The sequence below is a fragment of the Rhizobium sp. F40D2 genome (genome assembly GCF_051810745.2).
Lineage (GTDB): Bacteria > Pseudomonadota > Alphaproteobacteria > Rhizobiales > Rhizobiaceae > Rhizobium.
In genome coordinates this window covers 1028696-1044927 of record NZ_CM131436.1, presented here as the reverse complement: position 1 = coordinate 1044927, position 16232 = coordinate 1028696, and the positions used below count along the sequence as shown (strand labels likewise).

At 62.1% G+C, this 16232-nt stretch carries 16 protein-coding genes and 1 tRNA gene; 11 read left to right on the top strand and 6 right to left on the bottom strand.

The features are described 5' to 3' along the window. Positions 1 to 50: 50 nt before the first annotated feature. A complete protein-coding gene (locus ACS4RS_RS05010; RefSeq protein ID WP_439008467.1) occupies positions 51 to 416 on the bottom strand; it encodes a hypothetical protein in 366 nt (121 codons plus the stop codon). Between the two features lie 58 nt (positions 417 to 474). Between ACS4RS_RS05010 and ACS4RS_RS05005 the strand changes: the two genes are divergently transcribed. Further along, positions 475 to 627 (top strand): hypothetical protein, encoded by a 153-nt coding sequence (locus ACS4RS_RS05005; protein ID WP_439008468.1) that lies wholly within the window; start codon positions 475 to 477, stop codon positions 625 to 627. Between the two features lie 22 nt (positions 628 to 649). On the opposite strand, the gene ACS4RS_RS05000 is transcribed toward ACS4RS_RS05005, so the two are convergent. The 3 genes from ACS4RS_RS05000 to ACS4RS_RS04990 all read right to left on the bottom strand — a co-directional run bounded on the left by ACS4RS_RS05000 (position 650) and on the right by ACS4RS_RS04990 (position 2483). Continuing rightward, positions 650 to 1123: a hypothetical protein gene (locus tag ACS4RS_RS05000; RefSeq protein ID WP_439008469.1), complete on the bottom strand. Its 474-nt coding sequence runs from the start codon at positions 1121 to 1123 to the stop codon at positions 650 to 652. 203 nt (positions 1124 to 1326) lie between these two features. Beyond that, positions 1327 to 1402: transfer RNA gene (locus tag ACS4RS_RS04995), tRNA-Thr, on the bottom strand. A 121-nt stretch (positions 1403 to 1523) separates the two neighbouring features. Next, entirely contained in the window at positions 1524 to 2483 is a 960-nt protein-coding gene (locus tag ACS4RS_RS04990) for a nitronate monooxygenase (protein ID WP_439008470.1), read from the bottom strand. 286 nt (positions 2484 to 2769) lie between these two features. On the opposite strand from ACS4RS_RS04990, the gene ACS4RS_RS04985 reads away from it, so the two are divergent. After that, positions 2770 to 3969, top strand: coding sequence for a regulator (locus ACS4RS_RS04985; RefSeq protein WP_449313902.1), 1200 nt, complete (start codon positions 2770 to 2772; stop codon positions 3967 to 3969). A gap of 106 nt (positions 3970 to 4075) precedes the next feature. Here the strand turns inward: ACS4RS_RS04985 and ppk2 are convergent, their stop codons facing one another. Further along, complete coding sequence (gene ppk2 / locus ACS4RS_RS04980; protein ID WP_439008472.1) at positions 4076 to 4957, bottom strand: polyphosphate kinase 2; 882 nt, start codon at positions 4955 to 4957, stop codon at positions 4076 to 4078. Positions 4958 to 5199: 242 nt separating this feature from the next. Here ppk2 and phoR point away from each other — a divergent pair, with 242 nt between their 5' ends. From phoR to phoB, 8 genes are all read left to right on the top strand, one after another. Beyond that, positions 5200 to 6423, top strand: a complete 1224-nt coding sequence (gene phoR, locus ACS4RS_RS04975; RefSeq protein ID WP_439008473.1) for a phosphate regulon sensor histidine kinase PhoR — start codon at positions 5200 to 5202, stop codon at positions 6421 to 6423. An 80-nt stretch (positions 6424 to 6503) separates the two neighbouring features. Further along, positions 6504 to 6905, top strand: coding sequence for a DUF559 domain-containing protein (locus tag ACS4RS_RS04970; RefSeq protein ID WP_439008474.1), 402 nt, complete (start codon positions 6504 to 6506; stop codon positions 6903 to 6905). Positions 6906 to 7377: 472 nt separating this feature from the next. Beyond that, a complete protein-coding gene (locus tag ACS4RS_RS04965) occupies positions 7378 to 8412 on the top strand; it encodes a substrate-binding domain-containing protein (protein ID WP_439008475.1) in 1035 nt (344 codons plus the stop codon). A gap of 168 nt (positions 8413 to 8580) precedes the next feature. Further along, positions 8581 to 10062: a phosphate ABC transporter permease subunit PstC gene (gene pstC / locus ACS4RS_RS04960; RefSeq protein ID WP_439008476.1), complete on the top strand. Its 1482-nt coding sequence runs from the start codon at positions 8581 to 8583 to the stop codon at positions 10060 to 10062. Further along, positions 10059 to 11381, top strand: a complete 1323-nt coding sequence (pstA, locus tag ACS4RS_RS04955) for a phosphate ABC transporter permease PstA (RefSeq protein WP_439008477.1) — start codon at positions 10059 to 10061, stop codon at positions 11379 to 11381. Before pstC ends, pstA begins: the two co-directional genes overlap by 4 nt. A 15-nt stretch (positions 11382 to 11396) precedes the next feature. Further along, complete coding sequence (gene pstB / locus ACS4RS_RS04950; protein ID WP_439008478.1) at positions 11397 to 12212, top strand: phosphate ABC transporter ATP-binding protein PstB; 816 nt, start codon at positions 11397 to 11399, stop codon at positions 12210 to 12212. A gap of 44 nt (positions 12213 to 12256) precedes the next feature. Next, a complete protein-coding gene (gene phoU, locus ACS4RS_RS04945) occupies positions 12257 to 12970 on the top strand; it encodes a phosphate signaling complex protein PhoU (protein WP_003584042.1) in 714 nt (237 codons plus the stop codon). 142 nt (positions 12971 to 13112) lie between these two features. Further along, a complete protein-coding gene (phoB, locus tag ACS4RS_RS04940; RefSeq protein ID WP_003570612.1) occupies positions 13113 to 13796 on the top strand; it encodes a phosphate regulon transcriptional regulator PhoB in 684 nt (227 codons plus the stop codon). A 241-nt stretch (positions 13797 to 14037) separates the two neighbouring features. On the opposite strand, the gene ACS4RS_RS04935 is transcribed toward phoB, so the two are convergent. Then, positions 14038 to 14571 (bottom strand): GcrA family cell cycle regulator, encoded by a 534-nt coding sequence (locus ACS4RS_RS04935; RefSeq protein ID WP_439008479.1) that lies wholly within the window; start codon positions 14569 to 14571, stop codon positions 14038 to 14040. Positions 14572 to 14996: 425 nt separating this feature from the next. Between ACS4RS_RS04935 and ACS4RS_RS04930 the strand changes: the two genes are divergently transcribed. Beyond that, on the top strand, positions 14997 to 16196 hold the full coding sequence (locus ACS4RS_RS04930) for an aspartate aminotransferase family protein (protein ID WP_439011750.1): 1200 nt from the start codon (positions 14997 to 14999) through the stop codon (positions 16194 to 16196). Positions 16197 to 16232: the final 36 nt, after the last annotated feature.

The following is a 16232-nucleotide window of genomic DNA, read 5'->3' as shown; positions in this document are numbered from 1 at the left end:
CTCTGCCCCCGGCCCTCATTCAATTGGTCAGGCGGTCATCCGCTCCATCCTTATTGCGGGCACGCTTCGCCACCCGAGCCGGTATCCCCGGAACCGGCGGTGCAACCCGGCGTCGGCTTGAGATCAGGATTGACCGCGCCGGGATTGATCGTGCTGCGGCCGCTGTTAAGCTCGACGCCGCCATTGCCGCTCGTGCTGCCGGTGGTGCCGGGATCGGTGCCGACGGAACCGCTGCCCGCCGAGCCAGTGCCGGCGGATCCGGTGCCCGCCGAGCCTGAGCCGGAACTTCCCGAGCCGCCGATAACAGGCGCCGCCGAAAGCCGCCCGCTGGAATTCGCGCCACCAGCCGTCTGCGCCATGGCCGAGCCGGCAAGGCCGATGGAAAAGAGGGATATTGCGATGAGTTTGCAGGACATGATCTTCTCCGTGCTTGTTGCCTCAAGGAGAGAACCGGCTCGGCGGCGGCATGTTCCCATGGGAATTGGTTGCGCGGCCCTTCACCTGCTCATCATGCAGCCCGTCATCGCTTGGCTGATCAACAATAGCGCCCTTAGCAATCCCGGCCGTTGGCTGGCGACGCTGATCGTGACCATCCCGACCGTCTATGCCTACCCGGCAGCTCAATGAATTTATAGCCTACGAAGGACAGTCATTCGCCCTCCAGCATTTTAAACTTTCGCGCCGCCTTGGGGCAAAGCATCGTGAACTGCTTGATCAGCGGCGGCATGCCTGAGGAGCATGACACGTCTGCATCCTCCGGTAATGGGAAAGTGGCCCGCAGCGGTTCTCCGCTAGCAGGAAAGAAGGACAGGGTGCCCTTGCGGCAATCGGCGGTGGAACGATAGGTGTCTTTACCACTTTCTTTCAGATACATCGCCACGCACTGCTCAACTGTCAGTTTTCCGCCATGCGCGACCGTCTCGTATCCCGGATCTCGCTCGCAGTACTCCTGGAAGTTGGCCTGATTGACGTTCCCTTCCATAACCGCAGCGCGTGAATCGGTGCCGGTCCTGCTGACCAACGTTCCATCCCACCCAGCACATGAGGCGAGAGGGAAATCCTCGGCCTGTGCCGAGGACATAGCAAAGGTGAAAACTACCATACTCAAAAGCGATATCCGCATAAATCCGCCTAATTGCTGGCCTGCTCGCGCTCGATCGACATCCAGCCGCTCATGCGAACTGAAGGGCAGCCCGACCGCGTTGAGTGAAGAAGCCCACGATCTGTTGAAGTTTGCCCGCCGAGCGGCCAAACGTAGCTAAGGGTGGACGCAGGATATTAAAAGAGGCTTATAATGGAGGATGTTAGCATGCAATTGAAGAAAAATGGTGCCGCTTGCAGGACTCGAACCTGCGACCCCATCATTACGAATGATGTGCTCTACCACCTGAGCTAAAGCGGCATCTCACGGCCGAAGCATGCGGCCCGCGATTTGCATGGCGCTGATACAGCCATTGTCCGAAGATTTCAAGCGCCCTGTCATGGCTTTGGCAAAAAAGAGGGCAGGGTGTGGAAGACTGCCCTCAGAGCGCCAGCCGGGCGCGGGCGGCGCGGTATTCGGCCTCCAGCCGGTCGACGAGTGTGGCCACCGGTTCGACGGCCTTGATGGCGCTGATGCCCTGGCCGCTGCCCCAGATGTCCTTCCAGGCCTTGGCGCCGCCGACCGCCTGCTCGAAATCCATCTTCGAGACGTCGGCTGCGGGCAGGTTGTCCGGGTCCATGCCGGCAGCCACGATCGACGGCTTGAGATAATTCCCGTGCACACCGGTGAAATAGTTGGAATAGACGATATCGCCGGCAGCGCCTTCGACGATCGCCTGCTTGTAGGCCTCGGTGGCGCGGGCCTCTTCAGTGGCGATGAAGGGCGAGCCGATATAGGCCATGTCGGCGCCCATCGCCTCTGCGGCGAGAATGGCGCCGCCGGTGGAAATCGCGCCGGCAAGCAGCAGCGGCCCGTCGAACCATTCGCGGATTTCCTGGATCAGCGCAAAGGGCGACAATGTTCCGGCATGGCCGCCGGCGCCGGCCGCCACCGCGATCAGCCCGTCGGCGCCCTTGCGGATTGCCGAATGGGCGTGGCGATTGTTGATAATGTCGTGCAGCACGATGCCGCCATAGGAATGCACGGCGGCATTCACCTCGGGCACGGCGCCGAGCGAGGAGATGACAACAGGCACCTTGTATTTGACGCAGAGCGACAGATCGTGCTCCAGCCGCTTGTTCGACATATGGACGATCTGATTGACGGCAAAGGGGGCGGCCGGCCTGTCGGGATGGGCGGCGTCGTGGCGGGCGAGCTCTTCGGTGATCTCGGCCAGCCATTCGTCGAGCTGGCTCTCGGGCCGGGCGTTCAGCGCCGGAAACGCCCCGATGACGCCCGCCTTGCATTGCGCCAGCGTCAGCCTGGGATGCGAGATGATGAACAGCGGCGAGCCGATGACCGGCAGTCTCAATTTGTCGGTGAGGATCGGGGGCAGGGCCATGGTTCATGCATCCATTGACGTTTACGAAAACGTCAATCTCTTAACAGAGAAGAAAAGACGATAAAAGAGCGGCTGCCACGCCTTCGTCGATTTCTGCCGGAATATATGCGGCCGACAGAGCCACTGGAATAAGGTCCGCAAGCGGTGAAACCTGGCGATTATCCCCGCCGATCCGCTGCAGCCGGGCCGGCAAGGCTTGCGGTTTGCCGCACTTGCCGCTACCGAATTTTGATGGAGAACGGCGTGGATTGCAGTCCGATGCCGGGTTCAAGGTGAAGGACTTGACGTGAGCGGATTAGAAACGGCCATCAGAACAGCGCTCGATAATTCCGATCGCGACAATCCGGAGGTTCGAGCGAGGATCTATCAGTCGGCCCGCCAGGCGCTTGAAGCCGGCCTGCGCAAGCAGGATATCACCGATACCGAGGTCGTTGCCCATCATCGCCATCGCCTGGAAAGCACCATCCACGCCATCGAAAGCGAGGAGCGCGATCGCCTTCACCCGCGCCAGAGGCCGCCTGAGGTGCCGGTGCCGCCCGTCGTCGAAATGCCGGCGCCGCCGGTTCATCAAGCTGATGCGGGTGATATCGACAATCGCATCGACAGCCCCGTGGCCGCAGGCGAGACCCGCGCGCCCGAGGTGGCCCATAGCCGCGGCGACGATTTCAGCCTCGACGACGTGCGTGCCGGCAGTGCCGACCATCTCGCGGCCGCCCCCGTCGGCGAGGAGCGGCTTGGCCGCGGCCAGCGCGCCACCGAGATGGATTTCCGCCCGGAGCGGGCGGCAGGCCGCCGCAAGCCGCGCAAGTTCTTTTCCAGGCTTCTCGTCTGGTGCGTCCTGCTCGCCTTCATCGGCATCGGCGCCTGGTGGGCGCATACATCGGGCCTGCTTTTGACGGCCGCCGAGCGCGACACCAGCGTCGCCAATCCGCCGGCCAGCACCCAGCCCGAGGATTTCACCGGCAATGACGACAGCGCCGGCAATGCAACCCCTCACACCGATGAGCCGGTGACCATCGATCCGCAGAACAGCTTTTCGGCCGATTGGATCCCCGTCTTCAAGCCCGACGACGCCGACAAGGTCCAGAGCGGCCCGCAGGCGCGCACCGAAAAGATCGCCGAGAATGACGGCCCCGCCGTCCGCCTGATTTCAGAAAGCGGTGCGGCCGACGGCAATATCTCGATCAGCGTTCCCGCCTCGGTCCTTCAGCAGCTTGCCGGCAAATCCTCGACCATCGCGCTGACGCTGCAATCAACCACCGACGAGCCGACGCAGGTCACCGTCGAATGCAATTTCCAGTCGCTCGGCAATTGCGCCCGCCATCGCTTCAACGTCACCCGCGAAAAGTCGGATGCGCTGCTGCAGGTGAAGTTCGACCGCTCGCTGGCGCCGAATGCGCCGGGCACGCTCACGATCAACAGCGATCTCGACGGCAAGGCGCGCGGCATCAACCTCTTCGCCATCCGCATCCTGCCGGGGCAATGATCCCAGCCTCGGCGAAGCCGATGGCACCAGCCTCGGCGAAGCCGATGGCCTCGGTCCCAGCAAAGCTGGTGGCCCGGCTTTCCGCTCGCCGCCTGTTTCGGGAACCTTATTTCAGGAACCCGGGCCCTGAGCCGATGATCGCCTCGTCGGCCGTGCCGAGCGCCGTCTTGTCCTTGCCGTCATAATCCATCCTGTTCAGCATGTGGCGGATGAGTTCGAGGCGCGTCCGGCGTTTGTCGTTGGCGCGGATCACCGTCCAGGGCGCGAAATCCGTATGGGTTTCCTTCAGCATCCGGTTGCGCTTGTCGCTGTAATCGCCCCATTTCGTCAGCGCGGCGATGTCCATCGATGACAGTTTCCAGACTTTCAGCGGATCGTGCCTGCGGTCGTGGAAGCGCTTCAGCTGCATTTCGCGGCCGATATCGAGATAGAATTTGAAGAAGAAGATGCCCTCATGGGCGATGATCTTTTCGAGTTGCGGCGCCTGTTTGAGAAAATCCTCATATTGCCGCGGCGTGCAGAAACCCATGACCGGCTCGACGCCGGCACGGTTGTACCAGGAGCGGTCGAACAGCACGAATTCGCCTGCGGTCGGGAACTGCGCGACATAGCGCTGGAAATACCATTGCCCCTGTTCGCGGTCGGTGGGCTTGGTCAGCGCCACGACGCGCGCAAGGCGGGGGTTCATATTCTCCGAGGAGGCCGAGATGGCGCCGCCCTTGCCGGCAGCGTCGCGGCCCTCGAACAGCGCCATCACCCGCTTGCCGGTGGCCTGCAGCCAGAACTGTACCTTGACGAGTTCTATCTGCAGCTTCTCCAATTGCGCCACATAGTCCTCTTCCTTGAGCTTCTTCTTGTGGGGAAAGTCGCCGGAAGCAAGTGCGTGTTCGTCGACCCAGGCCGGCAGGATCGGATCGTCGACATCGAAGAAGTGTTGCTTGCCATGGATCTCCAGTTCCACCGCCCTGGTTTTGACATCCTCGGCCATGCGCTTCTCCTCAGCAAGATCGGTTTCTTCCTGCAGGCGAACATAATTACCGTTGGAAATCAAAATCTTTCGCGCACCGTCGATAAATTTTCGTGGGTTTCGGCTGTGGCCTTGCGCATCGGAGGGTGTAGCCGAAAACTTCTGTCATGAATTGCCGCTATCAGGCAGAGTTCAATATAAACAAAACGAATCGACGCCGCGAGGGGCACTTGCAAGACGAAACTCCGTGGAGAAAGAGCCTGTTGGCGCGCATTAGGCGCGAGCGGCCGGTGCTGCTGGCGGCGATCCTCAGCGCGCTCGCCGCGCTTGGCGCCGGCATGAACAAGTGGGTGGTGCTGGGCCTCCTGCTTATCATGATCGTCACCGCGCTTTTCAACGAGGCGCCGGTCATCAAGGACGAACCCGCCGAGCCGCTGGAGATTGCGCCGGAGGTGCCGTCAAGCCGCCTGCCTGAAGTGTCCGCCACGCTCGCCGGCCTCGATATTCCGGTCATGGTGCTGTCGGACGACGCCTCGGTGCTCTTCCAGAACCGGGCGGCTGAAAAGGCCTTCGGCGAGGTGGCGCTCGGCGCCCATATATCGGCCCGCCTGCGCTCGCCCGGTGTGCTCGACATGGTGCGCGAAACCATCGCCACCAATGCGCCGAACCAGATCGAGCATGCCGAGCGGCTGCCCTCCGAACGCGTCTATATCGTCCGCAGCGCGCCCGTCGAATTTTCGGCCGAAGAGGGCGCGCGTGAGCGCTACTTCATCCTTTCCTTCCGCGATATTTCAGAGGTCCGCCGCATCGACCGGATGCGGTCGGATTTCGTCGCCAATGCCAGCCATGAGCTGCGCACGCCGCTTGCCTCGCTACGCGGCTTCATCGAGACCATCCAGGGACCGGCGAAGAACGACATGAAGGCGCAGGCGCGTTTCCTCAAGATTATGCTCGACCAGGCGACGCGCATGAGCCGGCTGGTCGACGACCTGCTGTCGCTCTCGCGGCTGGAGCTGAAATCGCATATCGCCCCGGACGAGAAGGTCGACCTGGTGCCGCTGCTCGGTCATGTCAGGGATTCACTGGTCCCGATGGCAAGCGATGTCGGCGTCGACATCAACCTGCATCTGCCCGACGGCAAGGTCGAGGTGCTGGGAGACCGCGACGAGCTCGTCCAGGTCTTCGAGAATCTTATGGAAAACGCCTGCAAATACGGCCAGGAGGGCAAGACCGTCGACGTCTGGCTGAAGAACGGCGCCGGCCAGCCGGTCGAGGTCAGCATCGTCGACCAGGGGCCGGGCATCCCGGCCGAGCATGTGCCGCGCCTGACCGAGCGCTTCTATCGCGTCAGCATCGAGGACAGCCGATCGAAAAAGGGCACCGGCCTCGGCCTTGCCATCGTCAAGCACATCCTCACCCGCCATAGGGCGCGGCTGATCGTCAAGTCCGAAGTCGGCAAGGGCACCGATTTCACCGTGCGCTTCTGAGGAGATACGCTGCCTGTCCCCTCTCCCCGTAAAACGGGGAGAGGGTTAGGGTGAGGGGCAAATCACACGGAACGACGTTAATGAGAGGCCCCAAGCCTAAAACTACCGCACGAGCGCGATCGTTGCGTCAGTCGGACAACGACGCGGAAGGCAAACTATGGAACGAGCTGCGCGATCGGCGGCTCAACGGACATAAATTCGTCCGGCAATTGCCGATCGGTCCCTATTTTGCGGATTTCGCCTGCCGTGAAATGCGGCTCGTGGTCGAGATCGACGGCAGCCAACACGCAGGCAATCGACGCGACGCAATTCGGGATGTCTTCATGACCGGCAACGGCTGGTCGGTGGTTCGCTTCTGGAATGTGGACGTACTGAGAGAGCTGTCGTCCGTGCTGGAGACGATTGTTGCGATCTGCGAGGGACGGCTGAATGAACATGTCGAAGCGACGGATTTGCGGTTCTTTCCGGCTGCGGGCGACTAGCGGTGGCGTGCCGTGTGATTTGCCCCTCACCCTAACCCTCTCCCCGTAAAAACGGGGAGAGGGGACGTGCCATGCGAGAGCTTAGCGAGGAGCCGAGAGGTCGCGGCTATCCTCCTTCGCCCCGTTTACGGGGAGAAGGTGCCGGCAGGCGGATGAGGGGCAACACACGGTGCGATCTCAACGAAAGGATGCAGGAGTATTCCAGGGAGCTTTCATTTTTTGGTGTGTTAGCTTGTTTTGCAACGCGAGGTGGATTGTCGACCGACATTTAGATCCTCGCTGCCGCATCCGCTCGAGGCATGTTGAAAATCATATTAAATAACAAATACTTAACCTGTCACAAATGTTTCACCGATTTGACATAAAAGGACGGTGCTTACAGCGCTAAGAGAGTCCCGCCGATGAAAAAAGGCACTGCGAGGGCCTCTCGAAAGGCCGCACTCACACAAGCCCAAATGCCGGGAGATTTCGAATGAACACCTTCAAGCTCACCGTTGCCGCGCTCGCCGCAACTGCCGCTTTCGCTGGCGCTGCCGTCGCCCGCGACCAGATTCAGGTCGCTGGTTCGTCCACCGTCCTGCCTTATGCAAAGATCGTTGCCGAGTCCTTCGGCGAAACCTTCACCAACTTCAAGACGCCGGTCGTTGAATCCGGCGGAACGGGCGCTGGTCTTAAGGAATTCTGCAAGGGCGTCGGCGAAGACACCATCGACATTGCCAACGCTTCGCGTGCGATCAACAAGAACGAAGCCGAAGCCTGCAAGGCTGCCGGCGTGACGGACATTCAGGAAGTCAAGATCGGTTATGACGGCATCGTCTTCGCAACCGACGCTTCCAACCCGGATGTCGCCTACGTTCCCGAAGATATCTACAAGGCCCTCGCAGCTCAGGTCGTCGTCGACGGCAAGCTGGTCGCCAACCCTTACAAGAAGTGGTCGGACGTCAACCCGAAGCTTCCCGCTGTTGATATCGCTGCCTATATCCCGGGTGAAAAGCACGGCACCCGTGAAGTCTTCGAACTGAACGTTCTTGCTGCCGGCTGCAAGGCTTCCGGCGCTCTGGAAGTCATCGCCAAGGAAATCGCCGACAAGGCTGCTCAGGGCAAGGCTTGCATCGCTGTTCGCAAGGACGGCGCTGCTGTCGACATCGACGGCGACTATCCGGAAACCCTGGCACGCATCGCTGCTAACAAGACCGGCGTTGGCGTCTTCGGCCTCTCCTTCTACGAAAACAACGCCGACAAGCTCAAGGTTGCGACCATGAGCGGCATTGCTCCGTCCACGGAAACGATCGCCAACGGCACCTACCCGGTTTCCCGCCCGCTGTTCTTCTACGTCAAGAAGGCACATCTCGGCGCTGTCCCGGGCCTGAAGGAATACGTCAACTTCTTCGTATCCGACCAGATGATCGGCCCTGACGGCCCGCTCGCTGAATACGGCCTCGTTGCCGCTCCGGATGCCGAGCGCGACGCGATCCGCAAGGACGTCGAAGCCGGCAAATCTATGTAATGACTTTGCCGGCGCGGCGCTTCCAAGCCCGCGCCGGCATTGCCTTATTCCCTTGCGCGCCGGCGTTTCCGGTGCTGCAGGGTTGAATTCATTCCGCATGATTGGAAGCCGAAGGCAGGCTGATGAGGCTGCCGGGCTTTGGGGGCTACGGGCCTGGGGACGTAACGAATGAGCACATCCATCATACTTTTGTGCCTTGTGGTGATCGGTGCCGCCGCCTATCTGGTCGCGCGCAGCCGGGCCTCAGCACTTGCCGGAGGCAGATCCTCCGCATTGCACTCACGGCCGGCCTATTACGGCGCCTATGCGGCGATCTGGGCGGTTCTTCCGGCTCTCATCGTCCTTTGCGTCTGGCTGTCGGTCAGCCCCGGCATCATCCAGTCCTCGGTTCGCAGCCACTTCCCTGACGACGTCAAGGCGCAAGCTGGTGTCGAGCAGGATCTCGGCTATTCCATGGTGGCGACGGTCGCCCGCGGCCTGACGATGCTGAGCGCGGATGAAACTGCAGCGGTCGCCGGCGATCCGGCCGCGCTGCAGGCCAAGCTCAGCGAAAAGGGCGTGCCGCTTGCCGGCCAGCCGCTGCCTTACATGCTCGACGCCGCGAAAACGCTCAACGCCATGAGCATGACGAGCCGGCACGCCATGACGGCGGTCGTCTTCATTCTCGCCGTTGCCGGCCCCTTCTATGCGCTGCGCGCCATCGCGCCCCGCTTCCGCGCCCGCAACCGTGTCGAGCGCGTCATGCTCTGGGGCCTGCTACTTGCCTCGTCGATAGCCATCCTGACGACGATCGGCATCGTGCTCTCCATGCTGTCGGAAGCCGCGCGCTTCTTTGCCGTCGTTCCCGCGGCGGACTTCTTCTTCGGCACCGTCTGGGACCCGCGTTTTGCCGGCGCCGGCAGCTCTTCCTTCGGCCAGTTCGGCCTGATCCCACTGCTGCTCGGCACGCTTTATATCGGCCTGGTCGCGATGCTGGTCGCCGTTCCCGTTGGCCTCTTTGCCGCCATCTACATGGCCGAATACGCCTCGCCGAAGCTGCGCGGGGTCGCCAAGCCGCTGCTCGAAGTGCTCGCCGGCATTCCGACGATCGTCTACGGCTTCTTCGCCCTCGTCACCGTCGGTCCTTTCCTTCGCGATTTCTCCGCTCAGATCAGCGGCCTGCTCTCCGGCAACTACACCAACTTCATTGAGGCGCAGAGCGTCCTGACCGCCGGCATCGTCATGGGCATCATGCTGATCCCATATGTCTCCTCGCTGTCGGACGACATCATCACCGCCGTGCCGCGGGCACTGCGTGACGGTTCGCTCGGTCTCGGCGCCACACGCTCCGAAACCATCAAGAAAGTGGTCTTGCCGGCCGCTCTTCCCGGCATCGTCGGCGCATTGCTGATGACCGCCTCGCGCGCGATCGGCGAAACCATGATCGTCGTGCTGGCCGCCGGCGTCGCCGCCCGCATCCAGATCAATCCCTTCGAGCCGATGACGACGGTGACCGTCAAGATCGTCAATCAGCTGACTGGCGACCTCGAATTCACCTCGCCGCAGACGCTGGTTGCCTTTGCCCTTGGTATCACGCTGTTCTGCATCACGCTTTGCCTCAATATCTATGCGCTCTACATCGTGCGCAAATACCGGGAGCAGTACGAATGACGGATATTGTTTCTCCCACAACAGGCGTCACCGTCTCCAAGGCGCCAGCGCGCCGCGATATCGGCATCAAGCGCCGCTATGCCGCCGAGCGCCGGTTCCAAGCCTATGGCATCGCCGCCATCGCCTTCGGTCTCGTCTTCCTTTTCATCCTGCTGTGGACGGTGATCGGCAAAGGCTACACCGCCTTCCAGCAGACGGCGATCACCCTGCCGATCGAATTCACCGAGAAGACGATCGACCCGAGCAATAAGCGTGCGACCGACCCTTCGGTGCTGATCACCGCCAACTATCCGGTTCTCCTGCGCGATGCGATCGTCAAGCAGCTGAATATCAACGCCTCGAGCAAGCCCGACGTGCGCGATGCAGCCGGCATGCTCTCCAAAGGTGCGCCGATCCAGCTGCGCGACATGGTCGTCGCCGATCCGTCGATCATCGGCAAGACAGTCAATGTCACCGTACTCGCCGATGCCAATGTCGACAGCGCCAACAAGGGCCAGATCGATCTGAGGGTCGATGAGAAGAACCGTAAGGTCAACGACAAGCAGGTTGGCTGGATGAGCGAGCTGAAGGCGAGCGGCGCTCTCCACAAGCAGTTCAACACCGGCCTCTTCGTCAACGGCAATTCCAGCCGTCCGGAGGCCGCAGGCCTTGGCGTCGCCTTGATCGGCTCGCTTTATCTGATGCTGATCGTGCTGGTGCTGGCTCTGCCGATCGGCGTTGCTGCCTCGATCTATCTCGAGGAGTTTGCGCCGAAGAACCGGCTGACGGATCTGATCGAGGTCAACATCAACAACCTCGCCGCCGTTCCCTCCATCGTCTACGGTCTGCTCGGCCTTTCCGTCTTCATCAACTTCGTCGGCCTGCCGCGTTCCGCTTCGCTGGTCGGCGGCCTGGTGCTGGCGCTGATGACCCTGCCGACGATCATCATCGCGACGCGCGCCGCGCTGCGCGCCGTGCCGCCGTCGATCCGCGCCGCTGCTCTTGGCCTCGGCGCTTCGAAGATGCAGATGGTGTTCCACCATGTTCTGCCGCTCGCCATGCCCGGCATCCTCACCGGCACGATCATCGGCCTGGCCCACGCGCTCGGCGAAACCGCGCCGCTGCTTCTGATCGGCATGGTCGCCTTCGTCGCCAACGCGCCGACGACGCCGCTCGATCCCTCGACGGCCCTGCCGGTGCAGGTCTATATGTGGGCTAACGAGGCCGAACGTGCCTTCGTCGAGCGTACTTCGGGTGCCATCATCGTCCTGCTCCTGTTCCTGATCGTCATGAACATGGGCGCCATCCTCTTGCGTCGTCGCTTCGAGCGCCGCTGGTAAACGGAGTTACACATCATGAACATGTTGACGGAAGCTGCAGTTGAAAAGGCGCTGGATCACAAGATGAGCAACGTCCCGTATAAGATGATCGGCCAGGATGTCTCGGTTTACTACGGCGAAAAGCGCGCGCTTTTCGATGTGAATCTGAACATCCGCGAAAACACCGTAACCGCGCTGATCGGCCCGTCGGGCTGCGGCAAGTCGACCTTCCTGCGAAGCCTCAACCGCATGAACGACACGATCGACGGCTGCCGCGTCGCCGGCAAGATCACCCTCGACGGCGACGATATCTATGATCCGGATATCGACGTCGTCGAACTTCGCGCCCGCGTCGGCATGGTCTTCCAGAAGCCGAACCCGTTCCCGAAGACGATCTACGAAAACGTCTCCTATGGTCCGCGCATCCACGGCCTGGCCAAGTCGAAGGCCGATCTCGACCAGATCGTCGAGACCAGCCTGCAGCGGGCCGGTCTCTGGAACGAGGTCAAGGACCGCGTCCACGAATCCGGCACCGGCCTGTCGGGCGGCCAGCAGCAGCGCCTCTGCATTGCGCGTGCCGTTGCCGTCAGCCCTGAGGTCATCCTGATGGACGAGCCCTGCTCGGCGCTCGACCCGATCGCCACCGCCAAGGTCGAGGAACTGATCCACGAGCTGCGCGAGAATTACACGATCGTCATCGTCACTCACTCCATGCAGCAGGCCGCGCGCGTCTCGCAGCGCACTGCCATGTTCCATCTCGGCAATCTCGTCGAGGAGAACGACACCGACAAGATGTTCACCAATCCCGACGATCCGCGCACCCAGGACTACATCATGGGTCGCTTCGGCTGATTTTGGCGACACCGAGCCTTCCCGTTATTCGAGGATAAAGCCCCATGGCATCGACACATATTTTTTCTGCCTATGATGATGATCTGAAGTTCCTGTCCCGGCGGATTTCCGAAATGGGCGGCCTGGCCGAGCAGATGGTCAGCGAGGCCGTACGCGCCCTGGTCAACGGCGATACCGCGCTGGCCCAGAAGGTCATTTCCGACGACGTGATCCTCGATCACGCCGAGCGCGAAATCGGCGACAAGGCGATCGTCACCATTGCCCGCCGCCAGCCGATGGCCTCGGACCTGCGCGAAATCATGGGTTCGATCCGCATCGCCGCCGATCTCGAACGCGTCGGCGACCTTGGCAAGAACACCGCCAAGCGCGTCATCGCCGTGCAGAGCACCGGCGTCCCGCGCAAGCTCGCCCGCGGCCTCGAGCACCTGTCGGAGCTGGCGCTCGTCCAGCTCAAGGAAGTGCTCGACGTCTACACGACGCGCGCTGCCGACAAGGCCAATGCGATCCGCGAACGCGACAACGAGATCGACGCGATGTACACCTCGCTGTTCCGCGAGCTCTTGACCTACATGATGGAAGATCCGCGCAACATCACCAGCTGCACGCATCTGCTCTTCTGCGCCAAGAACATCGAGCGCATCGGCGACCACGCCACCAACATCGCCGAGACGATCTATTACATGGCAACCGGGGCACAGCCGGAAGGCGACCGTCCGAAGGACGACAGCGCCAACACCGTCGGCGCGGTCACGGAATAGCCGCGCACCAGCCCACCAGCAGATTGTATGCGCGCCCATGTGGGGCGCGCAAAGAGGTCGCAGCCAATTTTCTGATTTTGCGCAGGATGCATTGCTTAAATCATCCCCGGTTTAAGGATCATGCGCGAGGAGACCGACACGCATGATCCCGAGAGTTGCAGTTGTTGAAGACGAGGAAGCCCTGAGCGTGCTTCTTCGCTACAATCTCGAAGCTGAGGGCTTCGAGGTCGATACCATCCTTCGTGGCGACGAGGCCGAAATCAGGCTTCAGGAGCGCACGCCCGACCTCCTCATCCTCGACTGGATGCTGCCCGGCGTCTCCGGCATCGAACTCTGCCGGCGCCTGCGCATGCGGCCGGAAACCGAGCGCCTGCCGATCATCATGCTGACGGCGCGCGGCGAAGAGAGCGAGCGCGTCCGCGGGCTTTCGACAGGGGCCGACGATTACGTCGTCAAGCCTTTCTCGACCCCGGAACTCGTCGCCCGCGTCAAGGCGATGCTACGCCGCGCCCGCCCCGAGGTGCTGTCGACCGTGCTGAAATGCGGCGATATCGAACTCGACCGCGAAACCCACCGCGTCCACCGCAAGAGCCGCGAAGTCCGCCTCGGCCCGACCGAATTCCGCCTGCTGGAATTTCTGATGTCGTCGCCCGGCCGGGTCTTCTCCCGCTCGCAGCTGCTCGACGGCGTCTGGGGCCACGACATCTATGTCGACGAACGCACCGTCGACGTCCATGTCGGCCGCCTGCGCAAGGCGCTGAACTTCTCCAACATGCAGGACGTCATCCGCACCGTCCGCGGTGCCGGTTATTCGATGGAAGCCTGAGGGGTTTCCGATAAAGTCGAACAAGTGCCCCTCACCCTAGCCCTCTCCCCGTTTTACGGGGAGAGGGGACGTGCCATGCGAGGCGTAGGCGAGGGACGGAGACGTTGCGGCATATCCCCTTCGCCCCGTCTACGGGGAGAAGGTGGCGGCAGCCGGATGAGGGGCAGCCACCCCCAACCCATTCCCCACAAAAAAACGGGCTTTGCAGCCCGTTTTCGCATGTCGACAATGTCTTACCCGCTCAGCTCGCCCGCGCTGCCGCCCGGCGTCGTTCGTTGACCGGCTGGTAGGCAAGCCGCTGGTGGTAGCTGCAATAGGGCGAATTGTCGGGGGACTCGCAGCCGCAGAAATGGAAGTCGTCCTTCAGCGGATCGCCGACCGGCCACTTGCAGGTGCGTTCGGTCAGTTCGGTCAGGCCGAGGCGGCGCGAGATCGGCACGACCACGTTGCCCTTCGGCACGTATTCCATTTCCTCGACCGTTTCGATTTCGATCTCTTCCTTCAGCATCGTTGCGCCCTGCTGGCGGGTAACGGTGCGGGTGGCGATCCGCGAGGCATAGTTCGGTGCGCGCGGCGCCGATGTATTGCGTTTCGGCGTCCGCGCCGTGGCGGCCGTGCCGCCGGCCTTGGCGCGGCCGGGAAGGCTCAGCCGGTGCACCTTGCCGATCACGGCGTTTCTGCTGACACCGCCAAGTTGCGCCGCGATCTGGCTGGCGCTCAGTCCTTCGGCCCAGAGCTTCTTGAGTTTCTCGACCCGCTCGTCTGTCCAGTTCATGCCCTGTCTCCACCTTTTGCGTTGGTGATGGCAGAATCCCTCACCGTTGTCCCGGAAGCCTCCGAAACAAGAAACGCTTGATCAATTTTGGTGACTAGTTCCGCCGCATGCAGTCTAGTAATTGAACTTTAACCTAGTGTGAGCCTGACTCCGTGACAAGAGTCGCATGAATCCGGATGAATCGAATTCCGAGTTTTCCCCAACTTGCTTCCGCTGCGTGTCATTTCTGCAATAATGCCTGTTGAAGGTCGAAAACACCGCTGTACAAGCTTGCTGCATGCGCTAAGGGCGCAGTTTTGTTGACATTGCAGCGCGAAAAGGAAATAGTACCGCTGGCCGCCGCGAGGCGGCATTTTTAATTTTCCGGACCTGGTTTTCTTAGCCGGAGTCTGTTGTTGAATAACGCTGATCGGGAGACCCGCGCCATGGCCGAAGCCGCGCCGCTTTATGACACCTATTCTCGTGCCCCGCTGCGGTTCGAGCGAGGCGAGGGCGTATGGCTGATCACCGAAGGCGGCGAGCGTTATCTCGATTTCGGCGCCGGCGTCGCCGTTACCTCCGTTGGCCACAGCAACCCGCATGTGGTTGGCGCGCTGAAGGAACAGGCCGATAAGGTCTGGCACCTCTCCAACATCTATGAGATCCCCGGCCAGGAGCGCCTGGCCAAGCGGCTGACGGAGGCGACTTTCGCCGACAAGGTGTTCTTTACCAATTCGGGCGCCGAGGCACTCGAATGCGCGATCAAGACGGCGCGACGCTACCAGTTTTCCAAGGGCCATCCCGAGCGCTTCCATATCATCACCTTCGAAGGCGCCTTCCACGGCCGCACGCTGGCGACCATCGCCGCCGGCGGCCAGGAGAAATATCTCGCAGGCTTCGGCCCCAAGGCGCCGGGCTTCGATCAGGTGGCTTTCGGTGACATCGACGCCGTCCGGGCCGCCATAACCGATGCCACGGCGGCAATCCTTATCGAGCCGGTGCAGGGCGAGGGCGGCGTGCGCCCAGCCACGCCAGAGTTCATGAAGGCGCTGCGCCAGCTCTGCGACGAAAACGGCCTGCTGCTGATCCTCGACGAGGTCCAGACCGGTGTCGGCCGCACCGGCAAGCTTTTTGCCCATGAATGGTCGGGCATCACGCCCGATATCATGGCTGTCGCCAAGGGCATCGGCGGCGGTTTCCCGCTCGGCGCCTGCCTTGCGACCGCTGAGGCCGCCTCCGGCATGAAGGCCGGCACGCACGGCTCGACCTATGGCGGCAATCCGCTCGCCATGGCCGTCGGCGACGCCGTGCTCGACATCATCCTCGCCGATGGCTTCCTCCAGCAGGTCCGCGACGTCGCGCTCGTCTTTCGCCAGGGACTGGCCTCGCTGAAGGACCGCTATCCCGATGTGATCGAGGATATCAGAGGCGAGGGGCTGCTGCTCGGCGTCAAGGCGGCGGTTCCTTCAGCCGAACTGCTGCAGGCGATCCGCGCCGCGCATCTGCTCGGCGTTCCCGCCGGCGACAACGTCATCCGCCTTCTTCCGCCCCTCGTCGTCACCGCCGAGGAAGCCCGCGAGGGCCTTGCCCGCATCGAGCGCGCTGCCGAGAGCATCCGCGCCTCCAAGGTCAAGAAGACGGCTTGAAAGGATTGTCGCCTGCGGGCGCACGACAGGTAAGAA